Below are 19,161 nucleotides of genomic sequence, written 5' to 3'. Positions count from 1 at the left end.
TCGGTCAGATGCTGCAAGACCTGCAAGATTTTGAAGTAGCGATCGAAAAAGAGGATATTCCTGAAATTTATCGTATATATAATGGTCGATTGCATAAACAGCTAAAAGAAACATCAAATCAAAATCATGAGATTGACGAATTACTATCAAGAAAGTTCCATGATAACTTCACCCAAACATTTCCTTTCATGATGCATTGTGCCAAAATATCTCCTACCGTGCATTACTATAAGTTAGGGACCTATTATCATGAGCGAGCGACGATTGGTATCGATGCGAGCATTCCAGAAATTTTTGTTATCCCTGAGATAGACGAAGAATGGGAGAAGTTTCAACGAGGCGATCGTGAGATGCTGACAGCCATCGAACAACAAATGGATAAGCTGGAAGCCAAACGGATCACTGCCCTATCAGAAGTAAAGGAAATCCAAAATCAGATCGATAAGCTTACGGCATCTGTAAATGAATTGAGTGAGTCAAAGGGCTTTTTCAATCGGACAAAAATCGATGAAGAACTAGAGCAGTTGACTTCTGAGCGAAAAGCATTAGAAGCCAAACGTCGGGAATGGGAAAGATATTCAAATAATGACGAAGAGGTTTTTGCTGAAAAAGAGCGTCTGCAACAGCAGTACCAAACATTGCGCTTAAAGAAAGCAATCGTGGAAAAAGAATTCCGTCAAATTGATACCTTTTTTGGATCATTTGATGAATTTACGGCAAAAATAATGGCTTTCTTAGCTCACTATACTGGAAAGGAGCTGACTGAAGTTGACGAAAGAAACGCAGACGAATCCTGAGGAATCACAGCTGCTGGAGCAGGAACCGACTCTAGAGGTCCAAACAGAAGGAGCTAATGAAGTCGAGGAAAACGTATCAACAAATGCGACGGACTTAGTGAATGACGGTCTTTTAGTAGAAGATAGTGGAAATGTAGTGGATGATTCTTTTGATTCAGCAAATGAAGAAACTGACTACGAAGATGATTATTATGCTGTAAAAGCGCAAGATCACCAACGAATCGAATCGCTTATTGAGCAAGCCGAAAACGAACTAGCTGATTTAAAATTGAGAAAATCAATTATGGAAGCTGATTTTTCTGGATTACTTGCTCATTACCGCCAGTTGATTTTAACAGATCAAGATATTTCGGTGATCGCCAAAAAGACATTGCTTGAATACTATGCCTATGAATTCTTGAAACCATTAAAAACGATTCATTTAACTGCTACTGATAACTATGACACATGGAAGACAAAGCATTTCAATGTCCGTTTTCGGTTAACAGAAACAAAGGAGCTCGAGTTTAGTTTTAAACTAAATCCAGTCAATTCTACGTATCAATCTAATTATTTGCCATTGTTGACTATCAATTCTAACTCCCAGTCGGTGGTTGTCAATGATGAACAGATTTTGCATTTAATCAGTCAATGGCATGCGGAGAATATTTTCTCGGTCAATCAGCTTTCGCTCTTTAATTATGATGTCAACTTGGTATTGGCGCATTTAAAAGAATTAGGCTTTACGGTTTCACCAAGCTTGATCGACAATACCCAAACATTGGCTGTCGATATGGAGACGGACTTTGCTGTTGCAGCAGAAGTTCTCGATCAAATTTTCATTATTACAATGGAGAATCAGCAATATGATTTTATCACAGAAAACAAAGGCGAAATTCTTGTTTTACTTGATAAAAATCAACGATTGACGATCCATTTGTATACAGAGTCCACTTTACTAACGATTGATTCAGATCAATGGAAGCGATCCTTATTAGATTTCTTCACAAGCTATCCATTTTTGGTTCCGCTTGTCGTGGAAGGTGAAGAATAAATGTTCTAAATTCATTAAAAGTGCTAGAATGGTTTTTATAACTATTCAGCACTTTTTTTTTGGAAGGAGCAGTATGATGAAAAACAAAGCACTAGGTTTTTATGAAGGACGATCTTTAGATGAGTCAAATGTATTTATTGAAAATGAAATTCCGATACCCAATTGCCAAGCAAATGATTTATTGGTGGAAGTACAGGCAGTTTCGGTCAATCCAATCGATACAAAAAGACGGCAGATGACTGCTTTAAGTGAAGCGTTCCAGATCCAAGGGTATGACGCCGTTGGGATCGTTAAAGAAATCGGCTCAGCAGTTAATGGCTTTGCCGTTGGTGATCGGGTGTTTTATGCTGGAACCACACAACGACCTGGTGCGAATCAAAGGTTCCAAACAGTTGATTCTCGGATCGCAGCAAAGGCACCAGCCGGCTTTTCTGATGGCGATCTTGCAGCTATGCCATTAACGAGTATTACAGCGTGGGAATTGCTTTTTGAAAAATTTGGGTATGTGCCTGAAGAAAACGCGAATGAAGGATCGATTTTATTGGTCAATGCCAGCGGTGGTGTTGGCTCAATTGCGGCGCAACTAGCAAAATGGGCAGGATTGACAGTCTATGGCACTGCGAGTCCTAAGAACGATCAATGGCTTAAAAACAATCAAGTGGATCAAGTACTTAATCATCGCTTGCCGTTGGCTGAACAAATCACTGAGCCTTTTTCAGCCGTTGCAATTTTTTATGACGCCTCGGCCTATTTGCCACAATTAACGAAAGCAATCTTGCCGTTTGGCAAAGTCGGAATGATCGTGAATACGAAAGAAGCGCTAGATTTAAATCCATTTAAAAACCTCGGCATCGATTTTTATTGGGAGTATATGTTCGCAAAAACAGATGCTCAGTTGATGATTGAAACACAAGGGAGCATTTTGCAACGGATCGCCTCGTTACTCGCTGACAAAAAGATCCATACGACTGCGGTCCAAACGTTTGATGGAGGAATTACCATCGAGACCTTAAAGCTCGCTACAAAAGCGGTTGAGCAAGGAACGAAAGGAAAGACAGTGATCACTGGAGGCGTCCGCTAAATGGAAGAAGAGGAAGCGATGCTGTTTTGGGATGAATTTGCCCAAGAATATGCACAGATTCAAAGAGAATCCCAATTGAAAATTGCCGAAGAGGTAGCAGCTTTTTTGGTGGAGCAGAAAGTGTTCCCGATATCGGCCTTCGTCGACTTTGCTACGGGGACTGGCCGCTACATTTCAGCATTTTATCCTTATGTAGATGAGTATTACGCAATTGATTTTTCAAAAGAAATGTTAAAAATCATTGAAGAAACGACGGAAGATCCGATGAACAAGCTCCATCTGGTTCAGCAGAGCCAAAAAGACTTTTTATCTGCAGACCAGCACTGGCCCTGTATTTTTATGGCAATGAATCCAGCAGTCAGAGACAAGGAAACATTGCTTCAGTTTCAAAAAAAGGCCCATCAATTGATTATTCTAAGAATGATCACAGAAGAAGAAAACGTGTTTCAGCCATATGAAAAAAATCTTTCAGCGAAGAATGACCTGAACCTAAACACTTGGTACAAGAAGTGGTTTTCAGAAGAAGCGATCGATTGGCAGAGTCGGCAATTCGAGTATATTTTGAAGGAGGAGATCGATCAAGAAATATTTCATCTTTATTTTGAGGAGGAGTACTCATTGGAACAACGGCAACAAATGGTTCAACATGTCTTTGGTGAGGCATTGACTGTCGAAAGCCAAACGAAAATCACTTTTGAGCTTCTTTTAGCTTAAGTAAAATCACACAATGGGTATCAAAAAAACGAGATTCTGACATAAGATCAAGAATCAGGTACAGGAGCTAGGCTTCTTTTGGCTGCTGACTGGAAACATCTTATGCTGGAATCTCGTTTTACAGTGAATTTGCTACAATAGAAGGTATACGATGCTGCCTAATAACAGTAAAAAAACGATGTTGACGATAAAAAACAGCTTTTGAAACGTTCTCGCTTCTTTTGGTCTGGCTTGTTTCAATAATTTGTACCCAATCAAATTCGCCAAAGAAGCAATCAATGTACCCAAACCACCAACATTGACGCCCAAAAGAACGGCTTTTTCTAAATCGGTGAAAGGAGCAATCAAAATTGCTGCTGGAACGTTAGATATTCCTTGGGAGAGTAAAATACTACCTAAAAAAGCGCGATGCGTTTCTTGAAAATACGGTCGAATGTGATCGGTGACCAGAGATAGGTCTTGAATATTCCCGACGATCAAGAAGAAACAGAGAAAGGTAAGTAGTAACCGATAATCAACTTTTGCAAATAATCGTTTATTGCTAAACCAAACCACGGCTGCGACGACAAGCACGACGATTGAAATAGGGAGAACACTAAAAATACCAAGAATCATAAGGACAAATAATCCTGCATTAAGCAGCGCTGGCTTTTTTTCAAAGGGTTCTTCTTGCAGGGCGATTTCCAATGGAGTCTTTGGGATGAGCTGGATCGAAACAAGGAGTAATAGTAATGAAAGTCCCACAAAGGTGCCGGTAGTCCACATGAATTGTGGCAGCAAAATCTGATAGTAAGAAAATAAAAATAGATTTTGCGGATTTCCAAATGGAAACAGGCTGCTTCCTAAATTGGCTGCTACGATCAAATAGACAGCGCCTAATAAGACACTGGTGTGCTGTTGTTCTTTCCTCGTTAAGAGTAAATAGATGGGCAATAAAGTTAAGATAGCCACGTCATTTGTTAAAAACATCGAACTGAAGAAGCTTAGCAAGACGATTGCGCGGATCAAGTCACGCAGATTGCGACTTTTTTCCACTAATTTTTGTCCAAATGCTCGTAAAAGACCAGCTTCTTCTAACCCATTGATTACTAACATTAATCCAAACAGTGATAAAATCACTTTAAAGTCAATAAACGACCAACGGAAGGTGCCGAAAAAACACGCAATAAGTGCTAGTAGCAGGGAAATCGAAAATAATCGATCCGTTCGAAAAAATGCTAACATTCGTTTTCCCATAGTTCACCACCTTTCTTCTCAAGAATTTTACCATTCCTATGCTTTAGGAACAATAAATAACGCTTTTTCCATCGAACTCAAAGACATTCAGGCAATTTTTATAGTTGACAAACGACTCATTAATTGGGAAATTAGTATGTGAAAGGTGAAGGAGGTTCAAGAATGAATGTGATGCAGCTGCTTGAAAAAAATCAGCAGGTACATTTTCAAATTTTGGCTGTTTTTTTTCAGAATGGCTCAGAAGTCTCTTATAAAAAACTTGCAAAAACGTTATCCATTTCCGCGCCCACTTTGCAAAAAGAACTTCAAAATCTTCATCAAAATTTAGCTGCTTTCCATGAAGACGCAGCTTTGATCTATTCAGAAAATGATCAAGTGCAATTGGTATTGCCTCTTGATTTTTCCCTGAAGCAATTTTTTTATGCGTATCTTTCAGAAGCAATCGATTTTCAGATATTGTCGTATTTGTTTTTTCATCGAGATGAGTCAACGACGAAAATGATGTTAGAACTGATGTTGAGTGAAGCTTCATTGTTTCGTCGATTCAAAGCGATCAATCAGTTATTGAAAGAATTCGACATCCAATTAAAAAATAAAAAATTGATTGGGGATGAAAAACAGATTCGCTTTTTCTATTATCAGTTTTTTTCACAAAGTTATCCCAATGAAGAATTGATCGCTCGCTTGAATGCACCAGCCATCAACAATTTGATTCGAGTCATTGAAAAACAGTTACAGACAACGTTTAGTCAAGCAGAGCGTTGGAAAGTCGGGCTTTGGTTAGGCATTATGGAAGCCCGTTTTGATTATCGCGGCTCGCAACAGCATGAAGCCTCGTATCCATTGTTGAAGTCATTGGAAAATGAAGCGATGTTCCAGCTTTTGCGGAATATATTAGGGCGCTATCTCAGTCGTTTTGCCGTATCCTGGAGCGATTATGAAACGGTATATTTCTATTTATTTTTATTAGCTGAAGGCTTGATTCGCCCTTCACTGGATGACTCTTTGCAAAAATCACTTTTCTTCCAAGAGATCGATGCGTTAAATGGGGAGCTGCTGCAGGCCATTGGTGATAGTGAAAGAAAGACTACAGAAACTTCTACGGAATTACGCGTCTTCTTGACGAGTGTGACGATCCAAGCGTTGTATATTCATGGCGGCATTATTGCCTTTGCTGAATTTCAGCCGCAAAGTGTTGCGAATGAGAGCTTGATCGAAGTGGCACAGCAAGCAATCGAACAGTTGGAGAAAAACGTAAACCAGTCCTTTTCTCTTGAGAAAAAGCAGCATTTGACCAATGAATTGCTTTTGATCCGTCAATGGATTCAAGTAAAACAGGAAAAAGCATTTACGGTAGGGATTTTACTGACTCAATCACGATTACGCAGTGGCTTTTTACGGCGCTTTTTGATCAAAGAATTGGCTGGCTATCCGAATATTCACTTCGATGGGACGAAGGAGAAGGACTATGATCTATTGATCGTTGATCATTCTGAGATCTCGGAAGGCTATCGCTATAAAAAACGATTGATTTTAACAGGTGGTGCAACCCCATTTGAAGAAGAGCGGCTTCATCAAATCGTGGATGAAATACGAAATGAGAACCTTGAAAGCGAGTTGGAAAAGATATGAGAATAGTGATTATTGGAGGCTCTCATGCAGGAATTGCTGCTGCCCGTCATTTAAAAAAAGTTGACCCAAAAGTCGATGTGATAATTATAGAAAAATCAAGCGTTCTTGGTTATGTTGCCAGCAGTTTGAATTTAGTACTGGAAGGTTACATTCAGCGTTTGGAAGATTCCAAAACGGCAACTGCCAGTGAACTTCTTTCAGAAGGAATCAATGTGATGCTAAACAGTGAAGTCACAAAAATCTTTCCGCAAGAACAAACGGTTCATTTTGTCACATCAACGGAATCTTATCAGCAAGAAGATGAAGTGAGTTATGATGGCTTGATTTTGGCGATGGGATCGAGTACTTTCCGTTCGGAGTTTGCCTCAGATGTCGAAGCACATATAACGACCTACAAAACCATTGGTCAATCAAAGCAAGCATTAGAAAAAATCGAGAATGCCCAAACCGTTGCGATCGTCGGCGCTGGTCTGATCGGGTTTGAATTAGCGGAATCTTTAAGCGGACAACAAAAAGCCGTTCATTTGATCGATCGCATGGATACGCTGTTGTTCCGTTATTTTGATCATGAAATTGCCAAAATTTTGATGGAACGCTTTCCTAAAAATTTGCAGATTTATCTTAACAGCAATGTCGCTCATACGATCAAAAATGAGAAAGGCGATTATCAAGGAATTGAGCTGTCAAATGGAACGAAAATTCAAGCTGACGTGGTCGTTTATGCTGTCAATCCACGTCCAAATGTTGCGCTAGTAGAAGATTTTCTGAAACTAAATCTGGATGGCACGGTATCGACAAATGAGTATTTGCAAACGTCTGACCCAGCGATTTATGCAATTGGGGATCTTGTTTCGATCCCATTTAATCATTCGGATAGCTCCTTGTATATTCCTTTAGTAACAAATGCTTACCGCACCGGGATCGTTGCTGCCACCAATTTATTGGCAAATGAACGGGGAACAACGAAAATTCCTTTTCCAAAAATGCAACGGACCGTCGTCAGTAAATTGTTTGGCTATTTCGTCAGCAGTTCAGGTATTAATGAGACCGAGGCACCGTATTACGGCTTTGAAGTAGATTCAGTGACGCAAACATTTCATTCTCGGACATTTTTCGCGACAGATGAGGATTTTGAAGTAACGTTAAAACTGATTTTTGATCAGCAAACGAAAGTGATCATGGGGGGACAAATCATTACGAGTGATCGTGGAAGTTTGGAGATCATCAATACGATCTCAACCTTGATCAATAGCAAGACGACCTTGCACCAATTAGCAACAATGGATTACTTTTTCAATCCAACCATCTCATTTCCACTGCACTTTTTGAATCAATTGGCCCTTGATGGCTTGTTAAAGTAAAATAGTAAGTCTTGATAAACCTGCGATGATCGCAGGTTTATTTTTTTGAATTGACGTTAATCGGAAGAAAATAGCGATGGCACGATGAAAGGTATCGCGTATTAAAACCAGGTGGGGTTGTGCTGAGCTTTGATGCCAACTGGTATCGCTATCTTTTTTGATGAAGAAACTCGTAAAAAAATGACGACGCTCGTTTTATGACTGAACGATTTTTGGTAAAGGATTGTTATCGGCAGACGAATGTTCCTTGGATGGACACGTTAGCTCATCAGTATCCTTTATCTGGAAAGCTACGCCCAGCTTGGGATGAGTATGTGTTAACTACACAGGGGTTTCAACAGATTGAAACGAATGAACGTGTGAATGATTTGTTATTGAATGAAACTCAGAAGTTGAATCTAACCTTCTCAAGTATTTATTTCATTAAAGCGATTAAATAGACTCCATTGAGAAAAAAGACGTGCTCGCAGTCTTTTATAAGAGAAAAACATCACATAATCCCTTGCCTTGGCAGATTCGTTTTCACTGAAATTGCGTTGGTAAAGGGATTTTTTTTAAAAACTTCTTGTGATTTTAAGTGAAATACGGTACCCTATTAAAGAGAGTGAGAATCATTCTCAATAAGGAAGGGGCGGGGCATGTTGAAAAAAATCGGATTACTGCTGATCTTGATTCTTCTTGTGGGCTGTTCTTTACTGGTAGGTACCCATGAATTATCATTAAGTGGTTTACAGCAGGGTGATCCGAATCATTGGCTTGTTTTGGTAAAAGTTAGGCTCCCACGGACGATCAGTTTGATCATTGCAGGTGGAATCATTAGTTTATGTGGGAAAATCATGCAGCATATGATGCAAAATAAATTTGTGGCATCAGAGTCGATCGGATTATCTGATAGTGCTCGTTTAGGAATTTTGCTAGTCATGCTTTTTCTGCCAAATGCTTCTAACTTGATTCGGACAACCGCAGCATTTGTGTTTGCTTATGCAGGTGTTTTGTTCTTTTTATTTTTAAGCCAATTTCTACCAAAGAAAGATCCAATGATGCTCCCTTTGACCGGGGTGATGTTCGGTAATATCATCGGTGCCATTAGCAGCTTCTTGGCCTACCGTTTCCAATTGGTTCAAAATGTCTCTTCTTGGCTACAAGGAAATTTCGCTACCATTATGTCTGGCCAGTATGAACTTTTGTATTTGACGATTCCAGTATTCGGTCTGTTGTATTTCCTAGCTTATGAGATCACGATTGCTGGTTTAGGAGAAAGTGCCGCCAAGAGTCTAGGGATCAATTATCTGTTTTTACGCTTTGCTGTGTTCGCTCTGGTGGCGTTTGCCAGTAGTGTCGTTTTATTGACCGTTGGACAAATCCCTTTTCTAGGGATCGTTATCCCAAATATGATCGGCATGGTCTTTGGGGATCATTTGAAGAATAATCTACTGCTGATCAGCTTTGCTGGAAGTGCATTTTTACTTTTATGTGATGTATTGGCACGCATCGTGATTGCTCCGTATGAGATGCCCGTAAGTGTGGTTGCCGGTGTACTAGGTGGTTGCTGCTTCTTGATTTTGCTGCTGGGGAGGAAGTTTCAATGAAGAAAAAACTCTTTCTTTTGTTCTTTCTGATCCTTTGTGCCGCTACTGCCTATCTGACCTATAACACCTATGGTAATTGGTCATTTGCTTTTGCATTGCGGGGCCGTCGGATCTTCGCCTTTGCTCTGGTGGCGATCGCAATTTCCTTTAGTACGATCACCTTACAGACTGTTACGAGCAATCGCTATTTAACACCAGGAATCTTAGGCTTGGATCAACTATATGTCCTGGTTCAGACCCTGTGTTTCTTTTTTATCGGCGGGATCCAGATGCTAAGCCAAGAAACAGCAGCGATGTTCTTATTCTCTGTCAGTCTGACTGCCATTCTAGGAAGTTTATTGATCGGTTTTTTCTATCAAAAAGCCGTCAACGGATTGTTTTTGTTGTTGATGGCTGGAATGGTATGCGGCACGATGTTCAGTAGTCTGAGCACGTTTTTGCAAGTCTTGATGGACCCGAATGAATATGATTTACTGCAAGGACGCTTATTCGCTAGCTTTGGCAATATCAATACGCAACATCTCTTAATTGCTGCTGTGATCATTTTGATCGGTAGTAGCTGCCTGATTCTGTTGATTCCAGAATTGAATCTATTACATTTAGGAAGCGGGCAAGCCAAAAGTCTAGGCGTTCCTGTTCAATGGCTTCATAGAGGTATTTTATTTTTGATTGCGCTTCTGACAGGTACCGCTACGGCACTCGTAGGTCCAGCTGTTTTTCTCGGCTTTGTAGTGGCAACGATCACCTATCAGCTTTTTCCCACCTATCGCCATGGGTGGTTGTTTGCTGGTGGCAGCCTGATTGGTATTCTCCTGTTAGTAGGGGGGCAGTTCTTAGTGGAACAAGTGTTTCAATGGCAAACGACCATTGGTACAGTGATTCAATTATTAGGTGGCGTCTTCTTTATAAGCAAATTGCTGCTGGAAAGGAAAAAATCATGATCGAAACAAAAAACGTATCCAAAAATTATGCGAAAACACAGGTGTTGACCGAGTGTTCTTTAGCATTACCTGAGCAGAAAATGATTGCCTTTATCGGGCCTAATGGTGCGGGAAAAAGCACCTTACTCTCCTTGGTCAGTCGGATGCTGGACCAGAGAACTGGTGATATTTATTTAGATGGAACTGAGATTCGCCAATGGAAATCCAAAGAGCTAGCCAAAAAAATGGCTTTTTTGCAACAAAGCAATCGCTATGCAGTCAATCTGACTGTAAGAGAACTGGTGGCATTTGGTCGCTATCCGTATAACCGCGGGCGACAATCGGCAGCGGATGATAGGATCATTGATGATTCTTTGGCTAAGCTATCCCTTACCGAATACGCCGATCAATCGATTCATGAGCTTTCTGGTGGTCAGCTACAACGAGTTTACTTGGCGATGATCTTGGCTCAAGATACAGATTATCTGCTGTTGGACGAACCGTTAAACAATCTAGATTTGAAGCACGCCAACCAGCTGATGAAGCTATTGACCACCTTGGTGGAAGACTATCAAAAAACCGTTGTGATCGTTTTGCACGACATTAATTTTGCCGCTCGCTACGCCGATCACATCGTTGCTATGAAAGACGGTCAAATTTTTAAAGCGGCCGACACTGAGGCTGTGATCCAGGAGCAAGTGTTGGCATCGTTATATGAGATTCCAATCAAACTGGTACAAGTGGATGGTCGGCAATTTTGCTATACCTTCCAATAAAATGTATTTCTAAGGAGGAAAAAAATGAAAAAAATTGTAGTAAGCTTTATGAGTATTTTCGTATTAGCGGGGTTGACCGCATGCGGATCAAATAATACTGGTACAATCGAATCGACAGGGACACAGCAAAGCCAAACTACTCAGAGTGAACAGACACCGACAGAGGTTGAAATCACTGATAGCAATGGAACCGTTACTGTTCCTTATGCACCAGAAAAAGTGGTGGTTTTTGACAATAGCGCCTTAGACACGATGGATGCGCTTGGCCTTGGGGATCGAATCGTTGCTGCTGCGACCAGCAATTTACCAGATTATTTATCAGCGTATGCAGATGTTGAATCAGCAGGGGGAATCAAAGAGCCTGATTTAGAAAAAATCAATCAACTGCAGCCAGACCTAATCATTATTTCTGGGCGACAACGTGATTTCCAAGAGGAATTGTCTGCAATCGCGCCAACCGTTTTCTTAAGCGTTGACAATAGTGATACTTGGGCATCGATCGAAGCCAACATTACGACCATTGGTCAAATTTTTGGTAAGGAAGAGGAAGCGCAAGAACAACTAGCATCGTTACAAGGTCAGATCGATACCTTGAAGGAGCAAGCGCAAAATGCTGACGAGAAAGCCTTGGTTGTTATGGTAAATGAAGGCAATCTTTCTGCTTTTGGGCCAGGTTCTCGTTACAGTATCTTGTATGATACGTTTGGTTTCCCTGCAGTAGATGAGGAATTAGAGGCGTCGACACATGGACAAAGTATTTCTTATGAGTACTTGCTTGAAAAAAATCCTGATATCATTTTCGTGATCGACCGGACAAAAGCGATCGGCGGCAATGAAAGTGAAAGTGAATTTGTTGCAAATGAAATCGTCCAAGAAACAAATGCTGGGCAAAACGATCAAGTCATTGAATTGGATGCTGCGGTTTGGTATTTAGCAGGTTCAGGCTTGGAGTCGATCCAACTAATGATGGACGATGTCAAACCAGCCGTTGAATAAATAGGTGAGAAAAGCAATCAAGTAATTAGGACACGCGTATCAGTTTACTGAGAATGCGTGTCCCTTTTTATTTTCCTATTTTCTAAGACCTACGACTGATTTTTGATAACTTTCCTTGCTTTACTTTACCTGTCGTAGTAATTGTTTTATAATTAGTACGACAGATGAAGTAATTTAGGAGGCGATTGCGTGATCTCGAGTGACGGAATTCGCGGCTATAACGACGCAATCATTTTATCCATTCTTTCCAATGAAGATTCTTATGGATATGAAATATCCAAGCGTATTCGCGAAGGAACAGATGCTTTATATGTGATCAAAGAAACGACGTTGTATTCCGCTTTTACTCGGTTAGAAAAACAAGGATTGATCCGCTCATATCCTGGAGAAGTGACGCATGGCAAAAAGCGGACGTATTACCAGATAACTGCAGACGGAAGAGCAAGCCTTACGGAGAAACTATTGGAGTGGCAGCAGACAAAGATCGTCGTTGACCAGTTCTTACAAGGAGGAGACAAATGAAAACCATTCATGACTATCTAGACAGCTTATTTTTATCAGTACCCATCACACCGGAAACCAAAAAGGCGAAAGAAGACCTCTTAGCGATTATGGAAGACCACTACTTAGAACTGATTCACCAAGGGAAAAGCGAGCATGAAGCCATCGGTGCAGTAATCAGTGAGTTTGGTTCCGTAGATGAGCTGTTGCAAGAGTTAAATGTTTCAAAAGAAGAAGCGCCGATTGATGATTGGTCCGATGCCATCACAGAAGACGATGCGTTTGATTATTGGGGAACTGTGCGACACTTTGCTTTCTCGTTATCTATAGGAATCGGTTTTTGTATCGCATCCCTAGCAGCCTTGATGCTCTTTGTTAGTATATATGCTGAGACCTTTGGAATAATGGTGATGTTTCTTTTTATCGCCATCGGGGTCGGTTTTATTATCTCTAGCAGCTTGCACTTTTCCGGTGCTCGTAAACAGTTGGATGATCGTCCAATAAAAAGGGATGCCAAACGAGAAGCCGCTCAGCAACTCGCAAATTATGAAAAAAGTTTTCGGATTGGTCTTGTTTTAGGAATTGGTGCCTGTATTTTATCAATTGCGCCTGTACTTTTAAGTGAATTGTTTTATTATTCTGTTGAATTTGGGATTTCCTTGTTTTTCTTGACGGTTGCAGCAGGTGTGTTCTTTATTATTTATGTAAGTATTATCCGTACAGGCTTTGCGAAGCTGGCAACTGAGACGTATTTTATTCGCGACGAAGACCATCCGGGGGATCGAGCAACACGTCATAAATATGGCGAATCCGCTGGTAGAGTTACCTTTTTTCGAACAGTCTACTGGCCAGTGATTTTGGTCGTTTACATGCTTTGGTCCTTCATGTTTCATGCATGGGCTTACTCTTGGGTCATTTTTGTTATTGGTGGTGTCTTAGAGGACTACTTTATCGGACATACGAAAGCTAAAAAATAGAAGACACTTCAATCGAGAGTGCTTTCTTTACTTTTAAAAAAAGGAAGATTATAATACGCCTTGTAACTGAACCAATCAGAAAAAAACAGCGAGAAATATGGTTCTCTCAATGCTTTTAAAAAGTTCAGAATACAAGAAAAGAGGCAATGAATATGTTAGAAATTCATTATCTGAAAAATGGCAGCAAAGAAATAGCAACAGTCGAATCTCCGGAGCGCTTTCTCGCAAGTCAATACTTGGAAGTTCCACCTTTTCAAGACCATTACCCAGTCGAAGAAGTTTTTTTAGACGGTAAGCGGATTACATTGAGGGATCGAACGATCAGTGGATTGTTCAACTATTTAAATACTAAATAAAAAATTGTCTTTTTCTATGGCTCACTTTACTTGGTGAGGAATCATAGGAAGAGGCAATCTTTTTTATTTAATTGAGAATGAGGGGTGTAATTGAGAATCTAACAAGTAGGGAATTGAAATGGAAACGATTAGTCAAACTTACAACTATACTCTATTTGTATTGGATAGGAAATAAATATGCTCATTTCTGAGGAGGATAACATTTTTTTTGACTAATTCTGAATAAACTATTGCTTTTTATAGTTAGATATACTAATAATTAATAGAGATTATTCTCAAATAATTATTCTAATTGGAGGAAATGATATGTCATTAATTGGAAAAGAGATTGGTTCATTCGAAGCGAAAGCTTACCACAATGGAAAATTTATCGATGTTTCATCAGAAGATTTTAAAGGAAAATGGAACGTTGTTTGTTTTTACCCTGCAGATTTCTCATTTGTTTGTCCGACAGAGCTTGAAGATTTGCAAGATCAATATGCATCATTAAAAGAATTAGGCGCAGAAGTTTATTCTGTATCAACAGATACTCATTACACTCATAAAGCATGGCATGATCATTCTGATGCCATCAATAAAATCGAATATATCATGATTGCAGATCCTTCTCATGTGATCTCAGAGATCTTTGATGTACTAGATGAAGCTTCTGGGTTGTCTCAACGTGGAACATTCATCATCGATCCAGATGGCGTAGTCCAAACAGTTGAAATCAATGCGGACGGTATCGGTCGTGATGCTAGTGGCTTGATCGATAAAATCCGTGCTGCACAATATGTCCGTACTCATCCAGGTGAAGTATGTCCTGCAAAATGGAAAGAAGGCGAAGAAACTTTAACGCCAAGCTTAGACCTTGTAGGCAAGATTTAGGAGGCTCTCATGGCATTAGATAAGGCAATCAAAGACCAACTGACGCAGTATCTCGCGATGCTAGAATCAGAGGTTGTTTTTGCGGCAACTTTAGGTGAGGATGATTCTTCCACAAAAGTACGTGAATTCTTAGAAGAAATCGCAGAAATGTCGCCAAAAATCACTATCCAAGCTGTAGCAAGTGAACGGACACCAAGCTTTTCGATCAATCGTCCCGGTGAAGAAAGCGGCATCGCTTTTGCTGGTTTACCGTTAGGACATGAGTTCACTTCGTTTATTTTAGCGTTGCTTCAAGTAAGCGGTCGTCCGCCGAAAATTGACGAAGCACTTCAAAAGCGCATCAAAGCGATCGATAAGCCATTACATTTTGAAACCTATGTCAGTTTGACCTGCCATAACTGTCCTGATGTTGTTCAAGCGTTAAATATCATGGCAGTGCTAAATCCTTCCATCAGTCACACCATGATCGAAGGTGGGATGTTCAAAGAAGAAATTGACAAGAAAAAAATTATGGCTGTGCCAACCGTCTTTTTAGACGGTGAAGAATTTTCAAGCGGCCGTCAAACGATCGAACAGTTGTTGGAAAAAGCAGCTGGTCCGACGAATAAAGATGACTTTGCTGAAAAAGAGCTTTTCGATGTGTTAGTTGTCGGTGGCGGACCTGCAGGCGGAAGCGCAGCGATTTATGCAGCGCGTAAAGGCATCAATACTGGGATGGTCGTCGAAACAATGGGTGGACAAGTAATGGAAACCCTGGGGATCGAAAACATGATCGGTACTCCTTATACCGAAGGACCAAAATTAATGCGTCAGGTAGAAGAGCACATCAACGAATACAATGTAGACGTGATGAAAGGGCAGCGTGCGAAAGATATTCGTCGCAATGATGTCATCGAAGTTGAATTAGAAAATGGTGCAGTATTAAAAACCAAAACGGCCATTTTAGCAACTGGCGCTCGCTGGCGTAACATCAATGTTCCAGGAGAAAAAGAATTCAAAAATAAAGGTGTTGCCTATTGTCCACATTGTGACGGCCCGTTATTTGCTGGGAAAGAGGTTGCTGTCATTGGCGGCGGAAACTCTGGGATCGAAGCAGCGATCGATTTAGCTGGCATGGCAAAACACGTCTATGTTCTTGAATTTTTACCGGAACTAAAAGCGGACCTTGTGCTACAAAACCGTTTGAACACGTTAGAAAATGTGACTGTTATTACGAATGCGGCAACGAAGGAAATTGCTGGATCCGATCATGTCGAACAATTGACCTACGTTGATCGTGAAACGAATGGCGAATTCACATTAGCTGTTGAGGGTGTCTTCATCTTGATTGGCTTGATGCCGAATACCGAATGGTTAAAAGATCGCATCGTTTTAAACGAGCGCAATGAGATCGTCGTAGACAAACACGGCGCAACCAATATTGAAGGGGTCTTTGCAGCAGGGGATTGTACCGATAGTGTATACAAACAGATCATCACTTCTATGGGTTCAGGTGCGACTGCGGCATTAGGTGCCTTTGATCACCTGATTCGCTCGTAAGCGCCTTGCATCATTTAAAATCAAAAAACGTCTCAGGGGCTTCTAGGAGCTGCTGAGCGTTTTTTCTTTTTGTAAGGGCAGTTTGGGTGCAGTTGACAGAAGGACAGCTTCTATATTACAATGAAAAAAACTCGTTCAAAAAAGAAAGAGGTATATTGATGAGTGTCGTAGGTATCTAATCAGCCAATTAAAACAAATAAGCAAAAACAGACTGTTTATTTGTTGTGCCTGTAGATACCGATAAAAATCGTTATTGATGAATCAGGTGATGGGAAACTATCGCTTTTTTTGTACACTTTTTTGGACGGGGATCTGATCGGAATCCTCAGGCACAAGAAAGGATAACTCATGAAGATACCTCAAGCAACTGAATTTGAACAAATTAAAGAACAAGTAAGTAAAAAAATAATCAGCGATTACGGCAAAGCGCGCTTTGCGAATGAAAAACCAGCAGCGACGATCCACTCTGCCCAAAAACGAGTGACAGAGACCACTGAAGCGATGGCACTATTAGCTGCTGGTCGTCAAGTGCCTTTTATGGGGCTGCAGCATGTCTTACACCATACGGAGAAAATTGAAAAAGGGTTTGTTTTAGACCCACAGGAGCTTATCGAATATGGAGACTTTTTACGGTCTTTTCGAATCATCCGTCAATTGTTCGAAAAGAATCAATCGATTGCCCCAAGATTACATCAATATGCACAAGGGTTAGAAGACTTTTCTGAAATCGCCGAAATGATTTTCCAAAAGATTCGCAATGGTCAGGTTGATAGTAATGCCAACCGAGAATTGCGGAAAATTCGCGGTACGATCGAAAAATATGAAGCTGATCTGAAAAAAGTTTTTGCAAAATTTTTTAAGGAAAGTCGCTATTTACAAGAAAATCGTGTCATCAAAAAGAACGACCGATATACGTTACCTGTGCGTGCTGAATTTCAACAGCAATTTAACGGAACGATCATCGAACGTTCCAATAAACGAGCGACTGTCTTTATTGAACCGGAGGCAGCTGCCCGTTTAAATGATCGATTGATCTTGGCGCAAGCAGAAGAAACAGCCGCTCAATACCAAGTGTTGTCAGAGTTGACAGGGGCGATCGCCGAACAAATGAACGCCGTGTTTGCCTGTCTTGACATTTTAGTTGTGCTGGATATTATTTTTGCTCGGGGAAAATATTGTCGAGAAATCAATGGGCAGGCGATAACTATGACTGAGGAAGAAGTTTTGCTTTTTGATCAAGTCCGTCATCCTTTGCTGGGGCGTGATGCGGTTCCTCTTTCTTTAAAACTTGGCGAAGAAAACCGCTGCATGGTCATCACGGGTCCAAATGCTGGAGGCAAGACCGTCGTCTTAAAAACCGTTGGACTTGTTTGCGCCATGGCTCATTATGGCTTATTTCCAGCACACAATGGCAAAAGCACTGTTCCGTTTTTAAAAAGTCTTTGGATGGATATTGGCGATCAACAAAGTCTGGAAAATTCTTTAAGTACCTTCTCTGGACACATGTCGAACATTGCTCAGATTATGAAGAATGCTACCCGACACAGTATTGTTTTATTGGATGAAATCGGCAGCGGCACTGAGCCCAATGAAGGGGCTGCTTTAGCGATCGCCATCATGGAATCCATCTATCGCTCAGGACCTTTAATGATCGCAACAACGCATTATGGTGAAATCAAGCAGTTTGCCGTCGATCATCAAGATTTCGAAACAGCGGCAATGGCTTTTGATGCCAAAACCTTGACACCAAAATATCGTTTGCTGACGAATGCAGTCGGTGATAGTAATGCGTTTTGGATTGTCGAAAAGATGGCAATCCCTGTTGACGTAGTCCAAACAGCAAAAGAATATTTAAAGCATAAAACCTATTCTTTTGAGAAGCAGCTTTTTGAAAAGGGGAAGAAACAACCCCCTCAACAAGAAGCCAAGATAGATCTTATTTTTCAAAAAGGAGACTTGGTCTTTTCAACAGAACATAACCAGCGCGGGCTTTTTTATGAGTATTTGGAACAAGGACAAGCGAAAATTTCAATAGAGAAACAATTTTTTGTCGTTGCCGCTCGTCGCTTGCAACTCCTCACAAAGCGAGAAGTGCTCTATCCCGCAGGTTATGATCTTGATCAGCTGTTCCTTGATTTTGCGCAGCGCAAGTTTACTCGAGATATTGAACGGGGATCTAAAAAAGCGCAGAAGCAGTTACGAAAAGCAGCGCAAGAACGGCAAACCAATCGACCCTTGGATTGATAGATTAAGAAAACTTTCAATCGATAGACCAAAATCAAGCAAGCAGTCCTTTTTCAGCACCTAGAAAAAGGACTGCTTTTTTTAAATGTTCGTTTTTTTAATAACGTCCTTTATCGATGCCGTTCCTTTGTTTGGATGATTATTTTGGTTGCTTTTTCTTTATAGAGCAGAAAATATTCGAAATATCTAAATTCTTTAAGAAAAGTTAAAGAAAAATAAAAATAACAGAGAATTGGTTGTATCTTTATTCGAGGAAGGGTACCATTCATATTGGATTGAAAAATAACATATAACCTTGTTAGGTGAGGCTCCTATACAAACACAAGCTATTGCGCAGAAACGTCGAAAGACGCCAATGTGTAAAACAGGAATTGTCGGATTAAGGCTTTTCATAAAATAGCTAAGAGAGCAAATGACTTTCTTTACGTTGTATAGTGCTAAAACTCGGACGATGAGATTGCTGCTAAAGTCTGACGTCCTAAGAGAAGTGAGACTTTTTTGCTTTTCTTTCTGATGGATGACGAAGCTCATAGAGCAAA

At 40.5% G+C, this 19,161-nt stretch carries 17 protein-coding genes and 1 riboswitch (1 of these 18 only partly in view); of the genes, 16 read left to right on the top strand and 1 reads right to left on the bottom strand.

Annotation, left to right across the window (positions count from 1 at the left end):
• From IGI73_RS08430 to IGI73_RS08415, 4 genes are all read left to right on the top strand, one after another.
• Positions 1–797, top strand: the 3' portion of a protein-coding gene (locus tag IGI73_RS08430; RefSeq protein WP_005226241.1) for a hypothetical protein. The gene continues 115 nt to the left of window position 1, outside the view; the window shows 797 of its 912 coding nt (coding positions 116–912); the start codon falls outside the window, past its left edge; the stop codon is at positions 795–797.
• Positions 769–1,830, top strand: a complete 1,062-nt coding sequence (locus IGI73_RS08425) for a hypothetical protein (protein ID WP_428207325.1) — start codon at positions 769–771, stop codon at positions 1,828–1,830. The genes IGI73_RS08430 and IGI73_RS08425 overlap by 29 nt, the downstream gene beginning before the upstream one ends.
• A 73-nt stretch (positions 1,831–1,903) precedes the next feature.
• Complete coding sequence (locus tag IGI73_RS08420; RefSeq protein ID WP_428207324.1) at positions 1,904–2,911, top strand: zinc-binding alcohol dehydrogenase family protein; 1,008 nt, start codon at positions 1,904–1,906, stop codon at positions 2,909–2,911.
• Positions 2,912–3,625, top strand: a complete 714-nt coding sequence (locus IGI73_RS08415) for a methyltransferase domain-containing protein (RefSeq protein ID WP_428207323.1) — start codon at positions 2,912–2,914, stop codon at positions 3,623–3,625.
• Between the two features lie 132 nt (positions 3,626–3,757).
• On the opposite strand, the gene IGI73_RS08410 is transcribed toward IGI73_RS08415, so the two are convergent.
• Positions 3,758–4,861: an SLC13 family permease gene (locus tag IGI73_RS08410; protein ID WP_428207322.1), complete on the bottom strand. Its 1,104-nt coding sequence runs from the start codon at positions 4,859–4,861 to the stop codon at positions 3,758–3,760.
• A gap of 162 nt (positions 4,862–5,023) precedes the next feature.
• Between IGI73_RS08410 and IGI73_RS08405 the strand changes: the two genes are divergently transcribed.
• The 12 genes from IGI73_RS08405 to IGI73_RS08350 all read left to right on the top strand — a co-directional run bounded on the left by IGI73_RS08405 (position 5,024) and on the right by IGI73_RS08350 (position 18,622).
• Positions 5,024–6,493, top strand: a complete 1,470-nt coding sequence (locus tag IGI73_RS08405) for a helix-turn-helix domain-containing protein (RefSeq protein ID WP_010748448.1) — start codon at positions 5,024–5,026, stop codon at positions 6,491–6,493.
• Entirely contained in the window at positions 6,490–7,854 is a 1,365-nt protein-coding gene (locus IGI73_RS08400) for an FAD-dependent oxidoreductase (protein ID WP_005226235.1), read from the top strand. The genes IGI73_RS08405 and IGI73_RS08400 overlap by 4 nt, the downstream gene beginning before the upstream one ends.
• A gap of 638 nt (positions 7,855–8,492) precedes the next feature.
• Positions 8,493–9,443, top strand: a complete 951-nt coding sequence (locus IGI73_RS08395) for an ABC transporter permease (RefSeq protein WP_005226233.1) — start codon at positions 8,493–8,495, stop codon at positions 9,441–9,443.
• Entirely contained in the window at positions 9,440–10,384 is a 945-nt protein-coding gene (locus tag IGI73_RS08390; protein ID WP_428207320.1) for an iron chelate uptake ABC transporter family permease subunit, read from the top strand. Before IGI73_RS08395 ends, IGI73_RS08390 begins: the two co-directional genes overlap by 4 nt.
• Positions 10,381–11,139 (top strand): iron ABC transporter ATP-binding protein, encoded by a 759-nt coding sequence (locus IGI73_RS08385; protein ID WP_005226231.1) that lies wholly within the window; start codon positions 10,381–10,383, stop codon positions 11,137–11,139. Before IGI73_RS08390 ends, IGI73_RS08385 begins: the two co-directional genes overlap by 4 nt.
• Positions 11,140–11,163: 24 nt before the next feature.
• Positions 11,164–12,135 carry a siderophore ABC transporter substrate-binding protein gene (locus IGI73_RS08380; RefSeq protein WP_428207319.1) on the top strand — a complete coding sequence of 324 codons (972 nt, stop codon included), beginning with the start codon at positions 11,164–11,166 and terminating at the stop codon, positions 12,133–12,135.
• A 189-nt stretch (positions 12,136–12,324) separates the two neighbouring features.
• Entirely contained in the window at positions 12,325–12,657 is a 333-nt protein-coding gene (locus IGI73_RS08375; protein ID WP_005226229.1) for a PadR family transcriptional regulator, read from the top strand.
• Positions 12,654–13,613, top strand: a complete 960-nt coding sequence (locus IGI73_RS08370) for a permease prefix domain 1-containing protein (RefSeq protein ID WP_005226228.1) — start codon at positions 12,654–12,656, stop codon at positions 13,611–13,613. Before IGI73_RS08375 ends, IGI73_RS08370 begins: the two co-directional genes overlap by 4 nt.
• Positions 13,614–13,765: 152 nt before the next feature.
• Positions 13,766–13,969 (top strand): hypothetical protein, encoded by a 204-nt coding sequence (locus IGI73_RS08365; RefSeq protein WP_010748444.1) that lies wholly within the window; start codon positions 13,766–13,768, stop codon positions 13,967–13,969.
• A gap of 306 nt (positions 13,970–14,275) precedes the next feature.
• A complete protein-coding gene (gene ahpC, locus IGI73_RS08360) occupies positions 14,276–14,839 on the top strand; it encodes an alkyl hydroperoxide reductase subunit C (RefSeq protein WP_005226227.1) in 564 nt (187 codons plus the stop codon).
• A gap of 9 nt (positions 14,840–14,848) precedes the next feature.
• Complete coding sequence (ahpF, locus tag IGI73_RS08355) at positions 14,849–16,378, top strand: alkyl hydroperoxide reductase subunit F (RefSeq protein ID WP_428207318.1); 1,530 nt, start codon at positions 14,849–14,851, stop codon at positions 16,376–16,378.
• Positions 16,379–16,726: 348 nt separating this feature from the next.
• Complete coding sequence (locus IGI73_RS08350) at positions 16,727–18,622, top strand: endonuclease MutS2 (protein WP_428207317.1); 1,896 nt, start codon at positions 16,727–16,729, stop codon at positions 18,620–18,622.
• 287 nt (positions 18,623–18,909) lie between these two features.
• Positions 18,910–19,085: riboswitch (M-box (ykoK) riboswitch) on the top strand.
• Positions 19,086–19,161: the final 76 nt, after the last annotated feature.

It is taken from the genome of Enterococcus sp. DIV0755f (genome assembly GCF_051713725.1).
GTDB lineage: Bacteria > Bacillota > Bacilli > Lactobacillales > Enterococcaceae > Enterococcus_D > Enterococcus_D casseliflavus.
Note: the sequence above shows the minus strand (reverse complement) of the source record. Positions and strands in the feature narration are given on the sequence as shown.

Coding starts and splice junctions, on each gene's coding strand:
- IGI73_RS08410 (WP_428207322.1), bottom strand. CDS start 4,861: ATGGGAAAACGAATGTTAGCATTTTTTCGAACGGATCGATTATTTTCG.
- IGI73_RS08400 (WP_005226235.1), top strand. CDS start 6,490: ATGAGAATAGTGATTATTGGAGGCTCTCATGCAGGAATTGCTGCTGCC.
- ahpC (WP_005226227.1), top strand. CDS start 14,276: ATGTCATTAATTGGAAAAGAGATTGGTTCATTCGAAGCGAAAGCTTAC.
- IGI73_RS08395 (WP_005226233.1), top strand. CDS start 8,493: ATGTTGAAAAAAATCGGATTACTGCTGATCTTGATTCTTCTTGTGGGC.
- IGI73_RS08365 (WP_010748444.1), top strand. CDS start 13,766: ATGTTAGAAATTCATTATCTGAAAAATGGCAGCAAAGAAATAGCAACA.
- IGI73_RS08350 (WP_428207317.1), top strand. CDS start 16,727: ATGAAGATACCTCAAGCAACTGAATTTGAACAAATTAAAGAACAAGTA.
- IGI73_RS08385 (WP_005226231.1), top strand. CDS start 10,381: ATGATCGAAACAAAAAACGTATCCAAAAATTATGCGAAAACACAGGTG.
- ahpF (WP_428207318.1), top strand. CDS start 14,849: ATGGCATTAGATAAGGCAATCAAAGACCAACTGACGCAGTATCTCGCG.
- IGI73_RS08380 (WP_428207319.1), top strand. CDS start 11,164: ATGAAAAAAATTGTAGTAAGCTTTATGAGTATTTTCGTATTAGCGGGG.
- IGI73_RS08390 (WP_428207320.1), top strand. CDS start 9,440: ATGAAGAAAAAACTCTTTCTTTTGTTCTTTCTGATCCTTTGTGCCGCT.
- IGI73_RS08405 (WP_010748448.1), top strand. CDS start 5,024: ATGAATGTGATGCAGCTGCTTGAAAAAAATCAGCAGGTACATTTTCAA.
- IGI73_RS08370 (WP_005226228.1), top strand. CDS start 12,654: ATGAAAACCATTCATGACTATCTAGACAGCTTATTTTTATCAGTACCC.
- IGI73_RS08420 (WP_428207324.1), top strand. CDS start 1,904: ATGATGAAAAACAAAGCACTAGGTTTTTATGAAGGACGATCTTTAGAT.
- IGI73_RS08415 (WP_428207323.1), top strand. CDS start 2,912: ATGGAAGAAGAGGAAGCGATGCTGTTTTGGGATGAATTTGCCCAAGAA.